Source organism: Flavobacterium sp. NG2, from assembly GCF_034119845.1.
GTDB lineage: Bacteria > Bacteroidota > Bacteroidia > Flavobacteriales > Flavobacteriaceae > Flavobacterium.
In genome coordinates, this window is the sequence record NZ_CP139420.1 from 692,979 (window position 1) to 708,745 (window position 15,767).

At 33.7% G+C, this 15,767-nt stretch carries 9 protein-coding genes; 3 read left to right on the forward strand and 6 right to left on the reverse strand.

The features are described 5' to 3' along the window. Positions 1-274 precede the first annotated feature (274 nt). Positions 275-5,320: a fibronectin type III domain-containing protein gene (locus tag SLW70_RS02875; protein ID WP_320890481.1), complete on the forward strand. Its 5,046-nt coding sequence runs from the start codon at positions 275-277 to the stop codon at positions 5,318-5,320. Positions 5,321-5,645: 325 nt separating this feature from the next. Continuing rightward, positions 5,646-8,123 (forward strand): hypothetical protein, encoded by a 2,478-nt coding sequence (locus tag SLW70_RS02880; RefSeq protein ID WP_320890483.1) that lies wholly within the window; start codon positions 5,646-5,648, stop codon positions 8,121-8,123. A gap of 49 nt (positions 8,124-8,172) precedes the next feature. Here SLW70_RS02880 and bioB read toward each other — a convergent pair whose 3' ends face one another. From bioB to SLW70_RS02905, 5 genes are all read right to left on the reverse strand, one after another. Further along, positions 8,173-9,258 carry a biotin synthase BioB gene (gene bioB, locus SLW70_RS02885; protein WP_320890484.1) on the reverse strand — a complete coding sequence of 362 codons (1,086 nt, stop codon included), beginning with the start codon at positions 9,256-9,258 and terminating at the stop codon, positions 8,173-8,175. A 99-nt stretch (positions 9,259-9,357) separates the two neighbouring features. After that, entirely contained in the window at positions 9,358-9,795 is a 438-nt protein-coding gene (locus SLW70_RS02890; protein ID WP_320890486.1) for a hypothetical protein, read from the reverse strand. Positions 9,796-9,829: 34 nt separating this feature from the next. Continuing rightward, positions 9,830-10,660: an IS982 family transposase gene (locus tag SLW70_RS02895; RefSeq protein WP_320888702.1), complete on the reverse strand. Its 831-nt coding sequence runs from the start codon at positions 10,658-10,660 to the stop codon at positions 9,830-9,832. Positions 10,661-10,805: 145 nt separating this feature from the next. Further along, positions 10,806-11,252: a hypothetical protein gene (locus tag SLW70_RS02900; RefSeq protein WP_320890487.1), complete on the reverse strand. Its 447-nt coding sequence runs from the start codon at positions 11,250-11,252 to the stop codon at positions 10,806-10,808. A gap of 117 nt (positions 11,253-11,369) precedes the next feature. Further along, entirely contained in the window at positions 11,370-12,302 is a 933-nt protein-coding gene (locus SLW70_RS02905) for a bifunctional riboflavin kinase/FAD synthetase (RefSeq protein ID WP_320891738.1), read from the reverse strand. A 204-nt stretch (positions 12,303-12,506) separates the two neighbouring features. Here SLW70_RS02905 and SLW70_RS02910 point away from each other — a divergent pair, with 204 nt between their 5' ends. After that, positions 12,507-15,182 (forward strand): reprolysin-like metallopeptidase, encoded by a 2,676-nt coding sequence (locus SLW70_RS02910; protein ID WP_320890488.1) that lies wholly within the window; start codon positions 12,507-12,509, stop codon positions 15,180-15,182. A 275-nt stretch (positions 15,183-15,457) separates the two neighbouring features. On the opposite strand, the gene SLW70_RS02915 is transcribed toward SLW70_RS02910, so the two are convergent. Next, entirely contained in the window at positions 15,458-15,739 is a 282-nt protein-coding gene (locus tag SLW70_RS02915) for a F0F1 ATP synthase subunit epsilon (RefSeq protein ID WP_320890489.1), read from the reverse strand. Positions 15,740-15,767: the final 28 nt, after the last annotated feature.

Here is a 15,767-nt window from a genome sequence, read left to right on the forward strand (position 1 = left end):
CCGTATCATCTTTTTTAACGTAAATATTAAATAAAACTTCAAATCAAATTTCAAAACACAAAAGATAGTAATTATACACATGAAAAAATCAAAAAACCCAATAAAATAGGCGGTTAACCAATTTAAAAAAATATGCATTTTATCGGCAAAATCCGCACATAAACGGCTTTAATTTTTTATTTTATAAAATACCGCTAATCTTGCACCAAATTTCACATTTTTTTATTAAAAATTGAAAAATACAATACGATTTACCACGAAATCAATATTTTTTATGAGGCGAATTTTTACTGACTATAGCGTTTTTCTTTTCAACACCTCTTTTAAAAAAACATTTTTTGTTTTTTTATTGTTCATAATTCAAAACATATGTTATGGAGTAACTAAAACTTTTACTTCTAATAACGGAAATTGGAATACGGCTACCAACTGGAGTCCTTCAGGTGTACCTTCAGCAAACGATGATGTAATAATTCCTTCTGGAAAAACTGCTACAATTAACATAAATGCTGTAGCCCAAAGCATTAATATCAGTGGCACTTTAAACATTAATGATGGTGAATCATTATATGTGGGAAGCAATCCATCATGGGGAAATTTTATCGTTAATTCAGGCGGGAAATTTCAAATGCCAACAGGAGGAAGTTCTGCATTGTTAGTTGTATTTGGAAACTACAACAACAATGGCACGACTGATTTTTGGAAAAGCGATATTATAATTACAGGAGATTTATTAAGCCCTGCAACTTCAGAATTGCAAAAACAAGGAAATGTAATTGTTGGAGGAAATATTATTGGAGATATTGCCTTAACAGGAGGTACAGGAGAAGGACAAATTTATGCCGTAAATCCAAATGCTACTGTTTCAATCACACCCACATCCATTAACAACAATGTTACTCCAGGCGATCAACTTCCAAGTTCTGAAGGAGCTACATTAATAAATTTAGTAAACACAATTATTTATGGTTCAACCTGTGCATCTTTTACAATAACTGATCCTAGTTCAAATATATCAACATGTGTTGGAGGAAACGTTACCGTTACAATTTCATCAAGTGGAAGTTCACCTTCATATCAATGGCAACTTAATAGTGGGTCTTCAGGTTGGAATAATATATCTGGTCAAACCACTTCTACTTTATCTCTTAATAATGTAACTGCCGCTATGGCTGGAAACAAATATAGAGTAAAAGTAACTGTGAGCGGATGCACAAAAAACTCTAATTACATTACATTATCTATTGACCCTACTACTGTTGCAGGAACAGCTTCATCAAACCAATCCATTTGCAATGGAAGCACGCCTTCGAATATTACTTTATCAGGAAATACTGGGACAATACAATGGCAATCTTCTACAGATAGTAGTTCTTTTACTAATATCTCAGGAGCAACATCTTCAACTTTAAGTAGTGCTCAAATGGGTTCTTTGACTGCAACTCGATATTATCGCGCGGTAGTAACTAGTGGTGGATGTCCTCCAGTAAATTCTAATACTGTGACGGTAATTGTAAATCAACCATCGGTAGCACCAACAAGTATCTCAGGAACAACAACCATTTGTAATGGCAACTCTACAACTTTAACTTTGAGTGGAGGAACTGCGGGAACAAACGCTAGTGCTAAATGGTACTCTGGGGTATGTAACGGAACTTTAGTAGGAACGGGAAACAGCATTACCGTTTCTCCAACCACTAATACAACTTATTTTGTAAGATATGAAGGCATTTGTAATAATACTAGTTGTGCTTCAATTACAGTCACTGTTAATTCTTTAGCCTCTATACCGTCTACTTTAAGTCCTGATAATGTAACATGTAGCAGCTTCAATGCTAAATGGAATTCAGCAACTAACACCACCAAATATTTTCTAGATGTGGCAACTGATAATGCATTCACAAATCTTGTAAGCGGATATAGTAATTTAGATGTCGGCAACACTACATCTCGCTCAGTAACAGGACTAAACCCATCTACCACATACTATTACAGAGTAAGGGCAAACAATTCTAATTGTGGAAATTCTGGAAATTCTGGAACAATAAATATTTCGACTTTGACTATTGCAATTCCAGCAACAGGAACTCCAGATAACGCAACATGTAGTAGTTTTAATGCAAAATGGAATTCAGCAACTAACACCACCAAATATTTTTTAGATGTAGCAACAGATAATGCATTCACAAATCTTGTAAGCGGATATAGTAATTTAGACGTGGGAAATACAACATCCCATTCAGTAACAGGACTTAATCCTTCTACAACATATTATTACAGAGTAAGAGCACTAAATTCTAGCTGTGGAACAAGTGAAAATTCGGGTACTATGAATATTGCCACTTTAGCAATTGCTATTCCTACTACTAGCACTGCTAATAACTCAACATGCAGTAGCTTCAATGCACAATGGAATTCAGCTTCTAACACTACCAAATATTTTTTAGATGTGGCAACTGATATGGCTTTTACAAATTTTGTAAGTGGATATAACAATTTAGACGTAGGAAATACAACATCCCGTTCAGTGACTGGGCTTAATCCTTCTACGACATATTATTACAGAGTAAGAGCACTAAATTCTAGCTGTGGAACAAGTGAAAATTCGGGTACTATGAATATTTCTACATTGTCAATAGCTACTCCTCCTACTGGCACTGCTAATAACGCAACATGTAGTAGCTTTAATGCACAATGGAATTCAGCTTCTAACACTACCAAATATTTTTTAGATGTGGCAACTGATATGGCTTTTACAAATTTTGTAAGTGGATATAACAATTTAGACGTAGGAAATACAACATCCCGTTCAGTGACTGGGCTTAATCCTTCTACGACATATTATTACAGAGTAAGAGCACTAAATTCTAGCTGTGGAACAAGTGAAAATTCGGGTACTATGAATATTTCTACATTGTCAATAGCTACTCCTCCTACTGGCACTGCTAATAACGCAACATGTAGTAGCTTTAATGCACAATGGAATTCAGCCTCTAATACTACCAAATATTTTCTAGATGTGGCAACTGACAATGCATTTACAAATTTTGTAAGTGGGTACAACAATTTAGACGTAGGAAATACAACATCCCGTTCCATAACAGGGCTTAATCCTTCAACGACATATTACTACAGAGTAAGAGCGCTAAATTCTAGCTGTGGAACAAGTGAAAATTCAAGCACTATGAGTATTGCTACATTGTCCTTTTCTGCACCTTCAATTGGTACCATCTCTCAACCAACTTGTACTACAACAACTGGTAGCTTTACAATTACAAATTATAATGCGTCATATAGTTATACAATTTCTCCTTCAAACGGAGTTACTAGATCAGGAGCGTTAGTAACAGCACCTTCAGGTACTTATTCTATAACAACAAATAATTCAACCTGTACTTCCTTAGCCACTAATTTCACAATTAACAACCAGCCAGAAACTCCCTCAATTCCAACAGTTGGAACTATAACCCATCCTACTTGCGTTATATCTACAGGAAGTGTACAATTGAATGGTTTGCCATCTACAGGAAATATTGTTCAAACAGGAGATACGAATGCTAATTACGCCATTACAGGTGGAGGATCACAAACAATAGCAACATTGGCAGCTGGAAATTATAATTTTGCTATTTCTAATGGAAGTTGTAGTTCGACAACGGTAAATGTTGTTATTAATCCAGCTTTAACTAATACTTGGGATGGAAGTTCTTGGACTGCAGGAACTCCTGATTTTACTCAAGAATTAAAATTCACACATGATTATAATTCTAGTGCAGATATCAAGGGTTGTTCTTGTAAGATTACAGGAGGAGCAAATGTTGTTATAGGATCAGGTGGTACTATGACAATAACTAATGAAGTAGATGTATTAGGCCCAGGAACTCTAACATTTCAAAACAACGCCAGCTTAGTTCAAATCAATGACAATGCTATCAATTCTGGAAATATAACATACCAAAGAACAACACCTTTAATATTAAATACGGATTATGTATATTGGTCATCACCTGTGTCTGGATTTACTTTAGGAGGAATTCAAACTGGAACTTTATATTATTCCTTTAATGCTTCAGGCAATTCATGGGTAAAGGAATCTGCTGGCAGTACAATGTCTCCAAGTAAAGGATATATTGTTAGAGGTTCAGGTACTGGATTAACAACTGGTTCCAAATTTAGCCAAACGGCCTCATTTAATGGAAAACCAAATAATGGTATTATTGGAATTGGAGTAGCTGGAATTGGAAAATCAAATCTTATTGGAAATCCCTATCCTTCAGCAATTGATGCTGATGCTTTTTTAACTGCCAACAGCAGTGTTCTCGAAGGTACATTATACTTTTGGACACATGCTAGTGCCATTCAATTAGCAACAGGAATTGATCCTAATAAAGCTGGTTCTGGAAAATATGCCTACACATCAGATGATTATTCTACCTACAATTTAACAGGAGGTACTGGAGGAACATCTGGTACAATTGCTGCTGGTCAAGGTTTTTTTGCTGATGGTAATGGAAGTGGTGGAACTGCCACTTTCAACAATAGTATGAGGTTAGCTACAAGCGGAGAAACCCTTGACAACTCAAACTTTTTCAGACCAGCGTCAGGTTCAAAAACGGCAAAAACAACCACAACTAACAAAATAGAAAAAAACCGAATTTGGTTAAATCTATCCAATTCCCAAGGGGCATACAAACAAATGTTAATAGGATACATAACAGGGGCAACCAATGATTATGACAGAGGATATGATGGAATTAGTTATGACGGAAATAGCTATATAGATTTTTACAGTATCAACAACAAGAATCTTTTAACCATTCAAGGTAGAGCCTTACCTATTCAACAAACTGATATTGTACCTATTGGATACCGTTCCACCATTGCAGGAGAATTTACTATCTCAATTGATAAAACAGATGGTTTATTGAGTACAATGACAGTTTATTTAGAAGACAAACTAACAAATACCACTCATAACCTAAAGAATGGAGCCTATACATTTACGACTCAAAAAGGAACTTTCAACGATCGTTTTGCTGTAAGCTACCTTGACAAAGCAACTTTAGGAACAAATGATTATACCGCTACAGAAAATGGAATTGTAATTTTTCAAAAAAATGAACAAATCACAGTACTATCATCAGTTGGATTAATTAACAAAGTGCAACTTTTTGATATTTCTGGAAAATTGATTTTGGAGAAGTCTAAAATAAATAATTCAGAAGTAATCGTTGATAATTTAAATTCTACTGAACAAGTTTTAATAGTAAAAGTAAGTCTTGAAAACGGTCAAACTTATAGCCAAAAAATCATTAACTAAGAGAAACTTTTAATTTCAAATCCCGTCTTTTGGCGGGATTTTTTTTGCTTTTCCATCAATATTATAAAACAACCCACATAAATTCTTAATAAAAAACATCATTGATTGCATTGCAAAACTTTGACAATCTTCACAATGAATTTCGGAACACAGATTAAAGAAATTCAATAAATCTAAAAAATCCCTTTGTTTGCTTAGCGAAATACTTTGATAACCCTAGCTATCGGAAGACAGGTTTTTGCTTAAAAAAATCACCGAAAGTGGGTATTGTAAGAATTATCATTTCATTATAACTTTAAAACACAAACTTCTAAGTTATAACAGAATGAGACCTTTATTTCTTTTTATTATAATTATTCTAGCAAATATTAATGTTTCTTTTGGACAAAGTATATTTAAAAACGCAATAACCGACACTAATCCTAGTCTTACAAATCCTTATACAAACGGTCAACTCATCGATGATAATATTAGTGTATCTGGAATAGGCCGAGGACCTGGTTTAAATGGAAACACAGGTATCAACCGTTACAATGCAAGAGACTGGAACACAAGTTCGATTGACACTAATGATTACTTTGAATTTACCTTAATACCAAATCCTGGCTATAAAATTGATTTTAAAAATTTGGAATACAAAGCTCAAGTTTCATTAATTGCTGGACCGGTCAACTTTGCTTTTCGGTCAAGTTTAGACGGATTTACAACTAACATTAGTTCACCTACAATAACTAACAATGGATTAGAAACCACCCCTACCCCTATTGACCTATCAGGTTCCAAATTTCAAAATATAATTTCAAGCATTAGCTTCCGATTTTACGCTTGGGGAGGAAGTGCAACCACAGGAACTTTTAGTATTAATGATTTTACTTTTAACGGCACTGTTAGTTGCAATCTATCTACACCAACTATAGAAACAATAATTCAAGCAAACTGTCCCAATTCAACAGGTACAATTCACTTAAAAAATTTACCCGCTACAGAACCATGGGATTTATTTCAAAATGACGTTTTGATACGATCATCAGGTTATGGCTCAACCTGCATTATTTCAAATCTTACTGCAGGAAATTATAAATATAAAATTTCAAATGGCTATTGTTATTCGCCCTCTACAAACGAAACTTCAATACTATCAAACACAACTAGTTGGAACGGTAGTTCATGGACAAATGGGAATCCTAATTTAAATCAACATATCATTTTTAACGGAAATTACATCAGTACTGTTGATATAGAATCATGTAGTTGTACTGTTAACTCAGGTAATGTGGTTCTACAACCAAATCATTCCATTAAAATTGCAAATCAATTAAACATAAATAATGGCTCGCTCACTTTTGAAAACAACGCTAATTTAATACAAGTCAACGATAATAGTGTCAACTCTGGAAATATTAACTATAAACGAGAAACAACTCCAATTAGTAATCTAGATTACACCTATTGGTCCTCACCAGTATTAAACTTCACAATTGGAGCAGTATCGCCAAATACCCTAAATGGAAAATGGTATTCATACAACGCAATAGCAGATAATTGGAAACAGGAAAGTGCTTCAACTAAAATGAGTCCAGGCATTGGTTATATCATACGAGGCCCAGAGAGTCATAAAGCACCAACTACTCCAAGCACTTATTTAGCTACATTCGTTGGCACTCCAAATAACGGAACCATTAACATCCCTATTAACGGCATCAAATCTTCTAATCTAATAGGGAATCCGTATCCTAGCGCAATAAACGCTGATGCTTTTATTCTTGAGAACAGTGCCATTATTGACGGAACAATCTACTTTTGGACTCATAATACAGCTATCCAAAAAAGCACCAATATCACTAACGGAACAGCTGGTACAGGAACCTATGCCTATACATCTGATGATTATGCCTCATACAACTTAACAGGTGGTGTTGCAGCTATACAAACACCTACTATTTCTGGCGGTTTAAACACAAATATTCCCAATGGGAAGATTGCAGCTGGCCAAGGTTTTTTTGTAACTAGCAAGATTCCTGGGACAGCCATTTTCAACAACAGTATGCGTGTTGATGGATCAAATAACCCTTTAGATAATTCTCAATTCTTCAAATACAACACACTTACTAAATCGGGAAAGAATATTGAAAAAAATAGAATTTGGTTGAATTTAACCAATACTCAAGGTGCATTTAAACAATTGCTAATTGGATACTTGCCTAATGCCACCAACGGAATTGACACAAATTATGACGGAGAAACCTTTGATAGTAATCCTTATCTTGATTTTTATTCCATCAATGAAGATAAAAAATTAGTCATTCAAGGTAGAGCTATTCCATTTGACGAATCTGATAAAATAAATTTAGGTTATCGTTCTGCTATTTCTACCGACTATACTATTGCAATTAATCAAATTGATGGTTTATTTGAAAATAAAAACATCTTTCTCGAAGATACTTTTAAAAACACAATAACCAATTTAAAAGAAGGACACTATACTTTTCATACTGAAAAAGGAATTTTTGACAATCGGTTTATTCTGAGATTTACTAATAAACTTTTATCAAAAAAAACAACTTTATCTCTGAGCAATACTATTGTAGTAAGCGTTAAAAACAATACTTTAAAAATACAATCACTAAATGAAAACTTAAAAAAAGTTATCATTTCAAACCTATTAGGTGACCAAATAACAAAGAGAGAAAATATTAATCAGAAAGAATTTAGCTTCCAAGATTTAACTTTTCGCAGTCAAATTCTATTCATCAAAATAATATTGCAAAATGGACTAGAACAGATTAAAAAAGTAATCTACTAATTTCAATTCCAAAAAAAAACCATTCGCGAAGACGAATGGTTTTGAACTATTATTTTCCTTTTTGTGAGGCTTCTAAATTTCTTTCAATTTCATGACCTGGTCTAGACCACTTTGGCTTTTCACCTAATGGCGCAAACTGCGAATCAGAAGCTTCTACTGTTTGTGGCTGAGAAACTTTAGTAAACGGTTTTTGAGGATTCAATCCTAACATTTCAAACATTCTCATGTCTTCATCAACATCTGGATTAGGAGTGGTAAGTAGTTTATCACCCGCAAAAATTGAATTAGCACCAGCAAAGAAGCACATTGCTTGACCTTCTCTACTCATATTCATTCTCCCTGCTGACAAACGAACTTGAGTTTCAGGCATAATGATACGAGTGGTAGCTACCATACGAATCATCTCCCAAATTTCAACTGGTTTTTCTTCTTCAAGTGGAGTCCCTTCTACAGCTACCAATGCATTAATAGGCACTGATTCTGGTTGTGGATTCAAAGTAGAAAGCGCCACAAGCATTCCAGCTCTATCCTCTATACTTTCTCCCATTCCAATAATTCCACCACTACAAACCGTTACATTTGTTTTACGTACATTCTCAATAGTTTGAAGACGATCTTCGAAACCACGTGTTGAAATAACTTCTTTATAATATTCTTCTGAAGTGTCTAAATTATGATTGTACGCATACAAACCTGCTTCCGCCAAACGTTGTGCTTGATTTTCGGTAATCATACCTAGGGTACAACATACTTCCATATCTAATTTATTGATCGTACGAACCATTTCTAACACCTGATCAAACTCTGGTCCGTCTTTTACATTTCTCCAAGCAGCTCCCATACATACACGTGAAGAACCACCAGATTTAGCACGTAATGCCTGTGCTTTTACCTGACTTACCGACATTAAGTCGTTCCCTTCGATATCTGTATGATAACGTGCCGCTTGAGGACAATATCCACAATCTTCAGGACAACCACCAGTTTTAATAGATAATAATGTCGAAACCTGAACAACATTAGGGTCATGATGCTCTCTATGAATAGATGCTGCTTCATACAGCAAGTCCATCATAGGTTTATTATATACAGCAATAATTTCGTCTTTTGTCCAATTGTGTTTTGTGATACTCATCGATGCGATTTTTTAATGCACCAAAAGTAGTCAAATTGTTCTAATGAAGCAATCTAAAATTCTGAAAAGCAAAAACCAATAAATATCAAGATAGATTAACTAGTCTGTTGTAAGACTATTGTTCCAATAAAGCATCAACAACATCGTAACAATTACAGATGAAGCGATACCTTCGAAAAGCAGACAAATAGAATAGGCTTCAATCGAAGGATTTCCTCCAAACAAGAAAGTTTTAGACAAGGAATGCACATAGGAATCTCCACCTTTCATATAACTATATATCACTAATCCAACAACACTTAAAACTACTCCAACAATAGAAGTCATCATTGCTGAAACTGCGTTACTGACAAACTTTTTCTCTCCCTGAGCAATATTCATTTCAATTGTCCTATTCACGCCATAGAATACAAAAAAGACATTAAATAACCGTAAATAGAACAAATCAGCGTAGCCTAAAGCATTCATTAGTAAAAAATAAATAGCAATTCCACCAAATATTAGAATCCCGTTTAAAATTTCTTTTGATGCTTTCATTAGTTCTATTTTTTATATTAATTAATTCAAGTTGCTAGTTAATAGCCTTATTTAATTGTAGTCCAAAGACAAATAGTGTTAGTTTTATTAAAAAACCTTCTAATGTAACAGCATGAATTGTTCTTGGAAACATTTTCTTTATATCACTTATTGTTGTTTCTACTCTTTTCCTCATCTTGAGTTTTTCGTTTTTTTGTTCTAGCGTATCAATTCTTTTAGCATTTGACTTACGTTGAATTTTTAATAAGATGCATTTTTTATTTAATGCAATGTCTTCTAGTCCGTAATCTGTATAGGCACTATCACCATATAATGAAGCTTCTACATGTAATTTATCAATCATTTTCCCTAAAGCTTTTGCATCGCCAGTTTTTCCTGGCGTGAAATGAAAAGCTATTGGAATCCCATCCTTTGTGGTGAGTAATTGTACTTTTACTCCATAAAAATAACTTCGCATACTGGCAGTATAGCCTCTCCATTTATTACCTGAAACAATCTTACAATTTGTAATCCTCATATTGTTGCAAACTGAAACAGGAAAAGAATCAATGATATAATGCATTTCACAACAGAAATCTTTAAAATAAGAACTTACTATCTCAAATAACTCGTATAAAAGTTTTCCAACTTTATGTAAACGTCTATTGAATCTACTCTTATCAAGCATATTAGGGATGAATCCATATTGTTTCATAAATTTTATAGCAGAGCAATGATTACCATAAAAACTCGTTGAAGAAACTATTGCAGTCAAGATAATTTCGCTATCACTAACTTGTCTTCTTACATCTTCAACATGTTGAATTCCTTGTAAAATATCATCTATTAAACAAAAAATTGATATAATTTTGTCTTTACAAAGCATTGGGGAGGTTTATTGGTTCGCAAAACAAATTTACTTAACCTCTGCTTTGTTTTTATACTACAGCAACTAGCAACTTGAATTAATTACTATTTTAAAAAATACTGTAATTAAACCTCACTTCCAGCAAACATGAATTTAGCTTTTATTATAAATTCTGATGTTTATCCGAAGCATATCGGGTTTCCCAACTCAACATTAAAATAAAGGTTACAATTACTGCAGAAACAATTCCTTCAAAAAGTAACGAAATTGAATAGGTCATTATGGAAGGGTCTCCTCCAAATAGCAAGGTCTTAGATAATGTTTGTACATACTCATCCCCTCCTTGCATATAACTATAAGCAATAAGTCCGATGATACTCAAAAAAACACCTATAAGTGCAGTAAAAAGCGCCGAAATGGCATTCTCAGAAATCATAAGCTTGCCTTCAGCGAAATTTGACTTCAGGGTACGATCGGCACCATAAAATACAAATAGAATATTGAAGAAACGCAAATAGTACAAATTAGCTAAACCTGAGAACTCTATCACTAAAAAGTAGATCCCAATACCCAAAAAAATCAGAAATCCGTTAAAAAATTCTTTTGACATTTTCATCTGTTTAAATTTAAAAGTTAATCAATACCTCTCTAATAAACAATGGAATACATCTCAAATTTACGCAAAAAAAAGAAAATACAGGAATCAAACTATGATTTCTTTTACAAACTATTGTAATTGTCTTATATATGCTTCAGCTATTTCTTTATCTTTTTGAATTTGATTTTTTAGAATGTCAATAGAATCAAATTTTTGTTCCTCACGAATATAATGTAAAATAGAAATCTTTAATTCTTGGCTGTATAAATCTCCGTCAAAATCTAAAAAATAAACTTCGATAGACACTGGATTTGTCCCTACTGTTGGGTTTACACCAATATTCATTATCCCAAAAACAGTTTCTCCATTAATAGAACTTTTTACAACATAAACACCATTCGAAGGGATAAGCTTGTACTCTTCTTTAATATCCAAATTAGCCGTAGGAAAACCTATCGTTCTACCTAAACGTTTTCCTTCAACAACAGTACCCGTTAGAAAGTATTCATATCCCAAATAGCTATTAGCAAGACCTATATTTCCTTCAACAATAGCTTTTCTAACTTTTGTCGAACTTACTGAAATTGCATTTAGTTCCTGAACAGATATTTGCTCAACTTCAAAACCATATTTTTGACCAAAACCAATCAAATCATCAATATTTGCTGTTCTATTTCTTCCAAAACGATGGTCGTAACCAATAATTATTTTATGAATATGAAATTGATTAACTAGAATTTTTTCAACAAACTCTTCTGCTGTTAACCTTGAAAAACTCTCGTCAAAAGGGTGAATAACAAGATTCTCAATTCCAATAGACTCTAAAAGTTCAATCTTTTCAGGAATCGTATTCAACAACTTAATCTCAGATTTATCCTGAAGAACCATCCTAGGATGTGGAAAAAAAGTCAAAACAAGGCTTTCATATTCCTTATTTTGAGTATTCTGAATCAGTTTATCTAATATTTTTTTATGACCTATATGAACACCATCAAATGTACCTAAAGTCAGTATTGTTTTTTTGGAGGAACTAAAATCTTCTATGGAATGAAAAATATTCAATGTTGTTGTTTTATGGTTTTGCAAATTTATAGTATCTATTTTAATTGTAGAAGTTTCACGAATTGATTTTAAGGTTTTTTATAAAGGTTTTTCTGTTTTTAGTGACAGAAAAGCATTCTTTCATTCTATTTTAAAAATAATTAATTGAAATAAAAGTTTTGGAATTATGATTTCCTTATTTTTGAAGTCATATATCATCTTATCATGAGGAATCAAGCACTATTTATATTCGTTTTTATTTGTCATATCTCTTTTTACGCTCAGACACAATCTCCTTGGCAAAAAGTAACAAATGAATCCACTACCAGTAAAAAACTTAGCAGTATTACTATTAAGGAACCAACTCTTTACCGATTAGATTTAAACTCTTTCAAGCAGTCATTGACAAGTATAACAAATAAAACAGCAAAAAAAACAGCAGTCGAAATTAGCATTCCTAATAAAAATGGTGATTTAGAAAAATTTACGGTTTCTGAATACTCTAACTTTGAACCTGAACTACAAGACAAATTTCCCGACATTCGGGCTTACGAAGGAAAAGGAATCACAGACAATAAAGCAAGATTAAATTTCAGTCTTTCCCCAAAAGGCATTCAAACAATCATCCTTCGAGCTGACAATGCTACTGAATTTATTGAAACATACTCAGAAGACCCATCACTTTATGTAGTAATATCATCTAAAACTAGAAATAAAGGTGAATTACCTCTAAGTTGTAAAACAGAAGATGTTGCATTAAATAAAGACTTACTAAGCAAAACAGCCAAAATCTCGTCAAACAATAAGGTTTTCAAAACGCTAAGACTTGCTTTATCATGTACAGGCGAATATGCACGATATTTTGGCGGCCCCACTGCAACTACAGCTGACGCACTTGCAGGTATGAATGCTACTATGACTAGAGTAAATGCAATTTTTAATAGAGATTTAGCCGTAAAATTAAATATCATCGCTAATAACAACCTTATCATCTATACCAACCCAGCTACCGACCCTTATTCGAACGCATCATCCTTAGACAATTGGGCGCTAGAATTACAAAATACTTTAACTACAGTTATCACTAATAGTGGTTACGATATCGGCCACTTATTTGGTGCTTCAGGAGGTGGAGGTAATGCTGGATGCATAGGTTGTGTTTGTATAAACCCGAGTGTTTCTGACCCTTATGGAAAAGGAAGTGCTTACACCTCTCCCTCAAACGGCAAACCCGAAGGAGAAGCATTCGATATTGATTTTGTAGCCCATGAAATGGGACATCAATTAGGCGCAAATCATTCCTTTTCATATGAAATAGAAGGCACAGGCGTTAGTGTAGAACCTGGAAGTGGATCAACTATCATGGGATATGCAGGTGTTACTGAACAATATGATATTCAAGCCTATTCAGACAGCTATTTTGCTTATGCCAATATTTTACAAATTCAAAACAATCTAGCCACTAAATCATGCCCAACTAGTACAACCATTACCAATAATCCTCCACAAATTAATGCTGGAGCTGACTATACCATCCCAAAAGGCACAGCGTTCATTTTAAAAGGCACAGGCTCAGACAGCGATGGTGACACCATTACTTATTGTTGGGAACAAAATGATTCAGCGACTTCAGCAAACAAAGACAATAGTTATGCTGTTTCAACAAAAACAAATGGACCGTTATTCAGGTCAATTGCACCAGCAAACAGTCCAACACGTTATATGCCTCCTTATAGTAATGTTCTAGCCAATAAATTGACCAGTAGTTGGGAATCCGTTTCTAATGTCGCTAGAACTTTACATTTTGTTTTGACAGGTAGAGATAATGCCGCAATGGGAACAGCCCAAACCAATAGCGATGAAATGATTGTAACAGTAAGCGGAAATATTGGTCCATTTGCAATTACATCTCAAAATAGCGAGGACATTGAATGGCCGCAAGGTTCGAATCAAACTATAACTTGGAGCGTAAATAATTCGAATACTTTAGCAGGTGCAGCGAACATAAATATAAAACTCTCGTATGATGGAGGATTAACTTTTCCAACAATTCTAGCTTCAAATACACCAAATGATGGCTCTGAAATCGTTACTGTCCCAAATGTAACTGAAAAAAATTGTCGCATATTAATCGAACCAGTCAACAATATTTTTTATGCCGTTAATAGCAAATCATTTGCCATCGGCTATACCGTATCAAATACTTGCAATTCGTATACTTATGCTGCTCCATTTGCAATACCAGAAAAATCAGCATATACAACACGTACTATAAACTACCCCACAACCACAGGAGAAGTGTCTGACATTAATTTTAAAGTAGATTTAACACATGCTTTTATATCAGATATCCAGATGGAGGTTGTAAGCCCACAAGGCACAACTGTAAAGCTCTTAGAGAGGAGTTGTAACGATACCAACGGAACCCTTTCACTTACGTTTGACGACTCTGGTACTGAACTGAAATGTGGTGTATCTACAGCTCAAACAGTCACTCCATTTGAAAACTTATCCGCATTTAATGGTGAGAATCCAAGCGGCACATGGACTTTTAGAATAAGAGATGCTTTTACAGATGACACAGGAACTTTAAACTCCGCATCTATAACTATCTGTGAGAAGAGCTTCATTTTAAAACAACCTGAATTTAGAATACTGGATTTTATGGCATTTAGCAACCCAAACAACGGTACTTTTAAAGTAAAATTCACCAGCGACTCTAGTAGTACCGTTCAAATAAAAATACATGATATACTAGGTAAATTATTATTTCAAAATGAATACCCAAAAACTAATCTTTTTGAAGAATTCATTCAAATTCCAAATGCACAATCAGGCCTTTACTTTTTAGAAACAGCGGTGGCAGAAAAGAAAATCATCACAAAAATACTGGTTGAATAGAATTATATCCTTTACAAAAAAACAAAGCGAGAAACAATCCACCTCATAGATTGTTTCTCTCTTTTCATTTACATGCTATTTTTAATCGTTAGTTAATTACAAAGACTAAAGTTTGATTTTGATTCTACGGCGGTTTAACTTGAAATCAATCATCAATATAGCTGTGTAATCAATTACCACTATTATATCTTTTATCCCGAAAAACAAAAAACATTCTTAAAAACAAAAAAGACCATCCTTTCGGATAGTCTTTCTTTTATAAAATCTAGATTATTTTAGTCAGCTAAAACAATCACTTTGTTGTCTTTCATTTCAATAGTTCCTGAATTGATCGCTAAAGTATAGTTTTGATCATTTAATTTGGTAAACAAATCAGCAGATTCTTTGCTAAACTTAAAACTAGGAGCAGCAATACTTACCGTTCCTTTTTGAAGGATTGATACTATTGGAGCGTGATTATTTAAAATCTGAAAACTACCATCAACACCTGGAACAGTGATTGAAGTTATTTCTCCTTTGAATAAAGACGCTTCTGGTGATACTATTTCTAAAATCATATTATTTGAGTTAGAAGTTAGAAGTTAG

Coding starts and splice junctions, on each gene's coding strand:
- SLW70_RS02875 (WP_320890481.1), top strand. CDS start 275: ATGAGGCGAATTTTTACTGACTATAGCGTTTTTCTTTTCAACACCTCT.
- SLW70_RS02880 (WP_320890483.1), top strand. CDS start 5,646: ATGAGACCTTTATTTCTTTTTATTATAATTATTCTAGCAAATATTAAT.
- bioB (WP_320890484.1), bottom strand. CDS start 9,258: ATGAGTATCACAAAACACAATTGGACAAAAGACGAAATTATTGCTGTA.
- SLW70_RS02890 (WP_320890486.1), bottom strand. CDS start 9,795: ATGAAAGCATCAAAAGAAATTTTAAACGGGATTCTAATATTTGGTGGA.
- SLW70_RS02895 (WP_320888702.1), bottom strand. CDS start 10,660: ATGCTTTGTAAAGACAAAATTATATCAATTTTTTGTTTAATAGATGAT.
- SLW70_RS02900 (WP_320890487.1), bottom strand. CDS start 11,252: ATGTCAAAAGAATTTTTTAACGGATTTCTGATTTTTTTGGGTATTGGG.
- SLW70_RS02910 (WP_320890488.1), top strand. CDS start 12,507: ATGAGGAATCAAGCACTATTTATATTCGTTTTTATTTGTCATATCTCT.
- SLW70_RS02915 (WP_320890489.1), bottom strand. CDS start 15,739: ATGATTTTAGAAATAGTATCACCAGAAGCGTCTTTATTCAAAGGAGAA.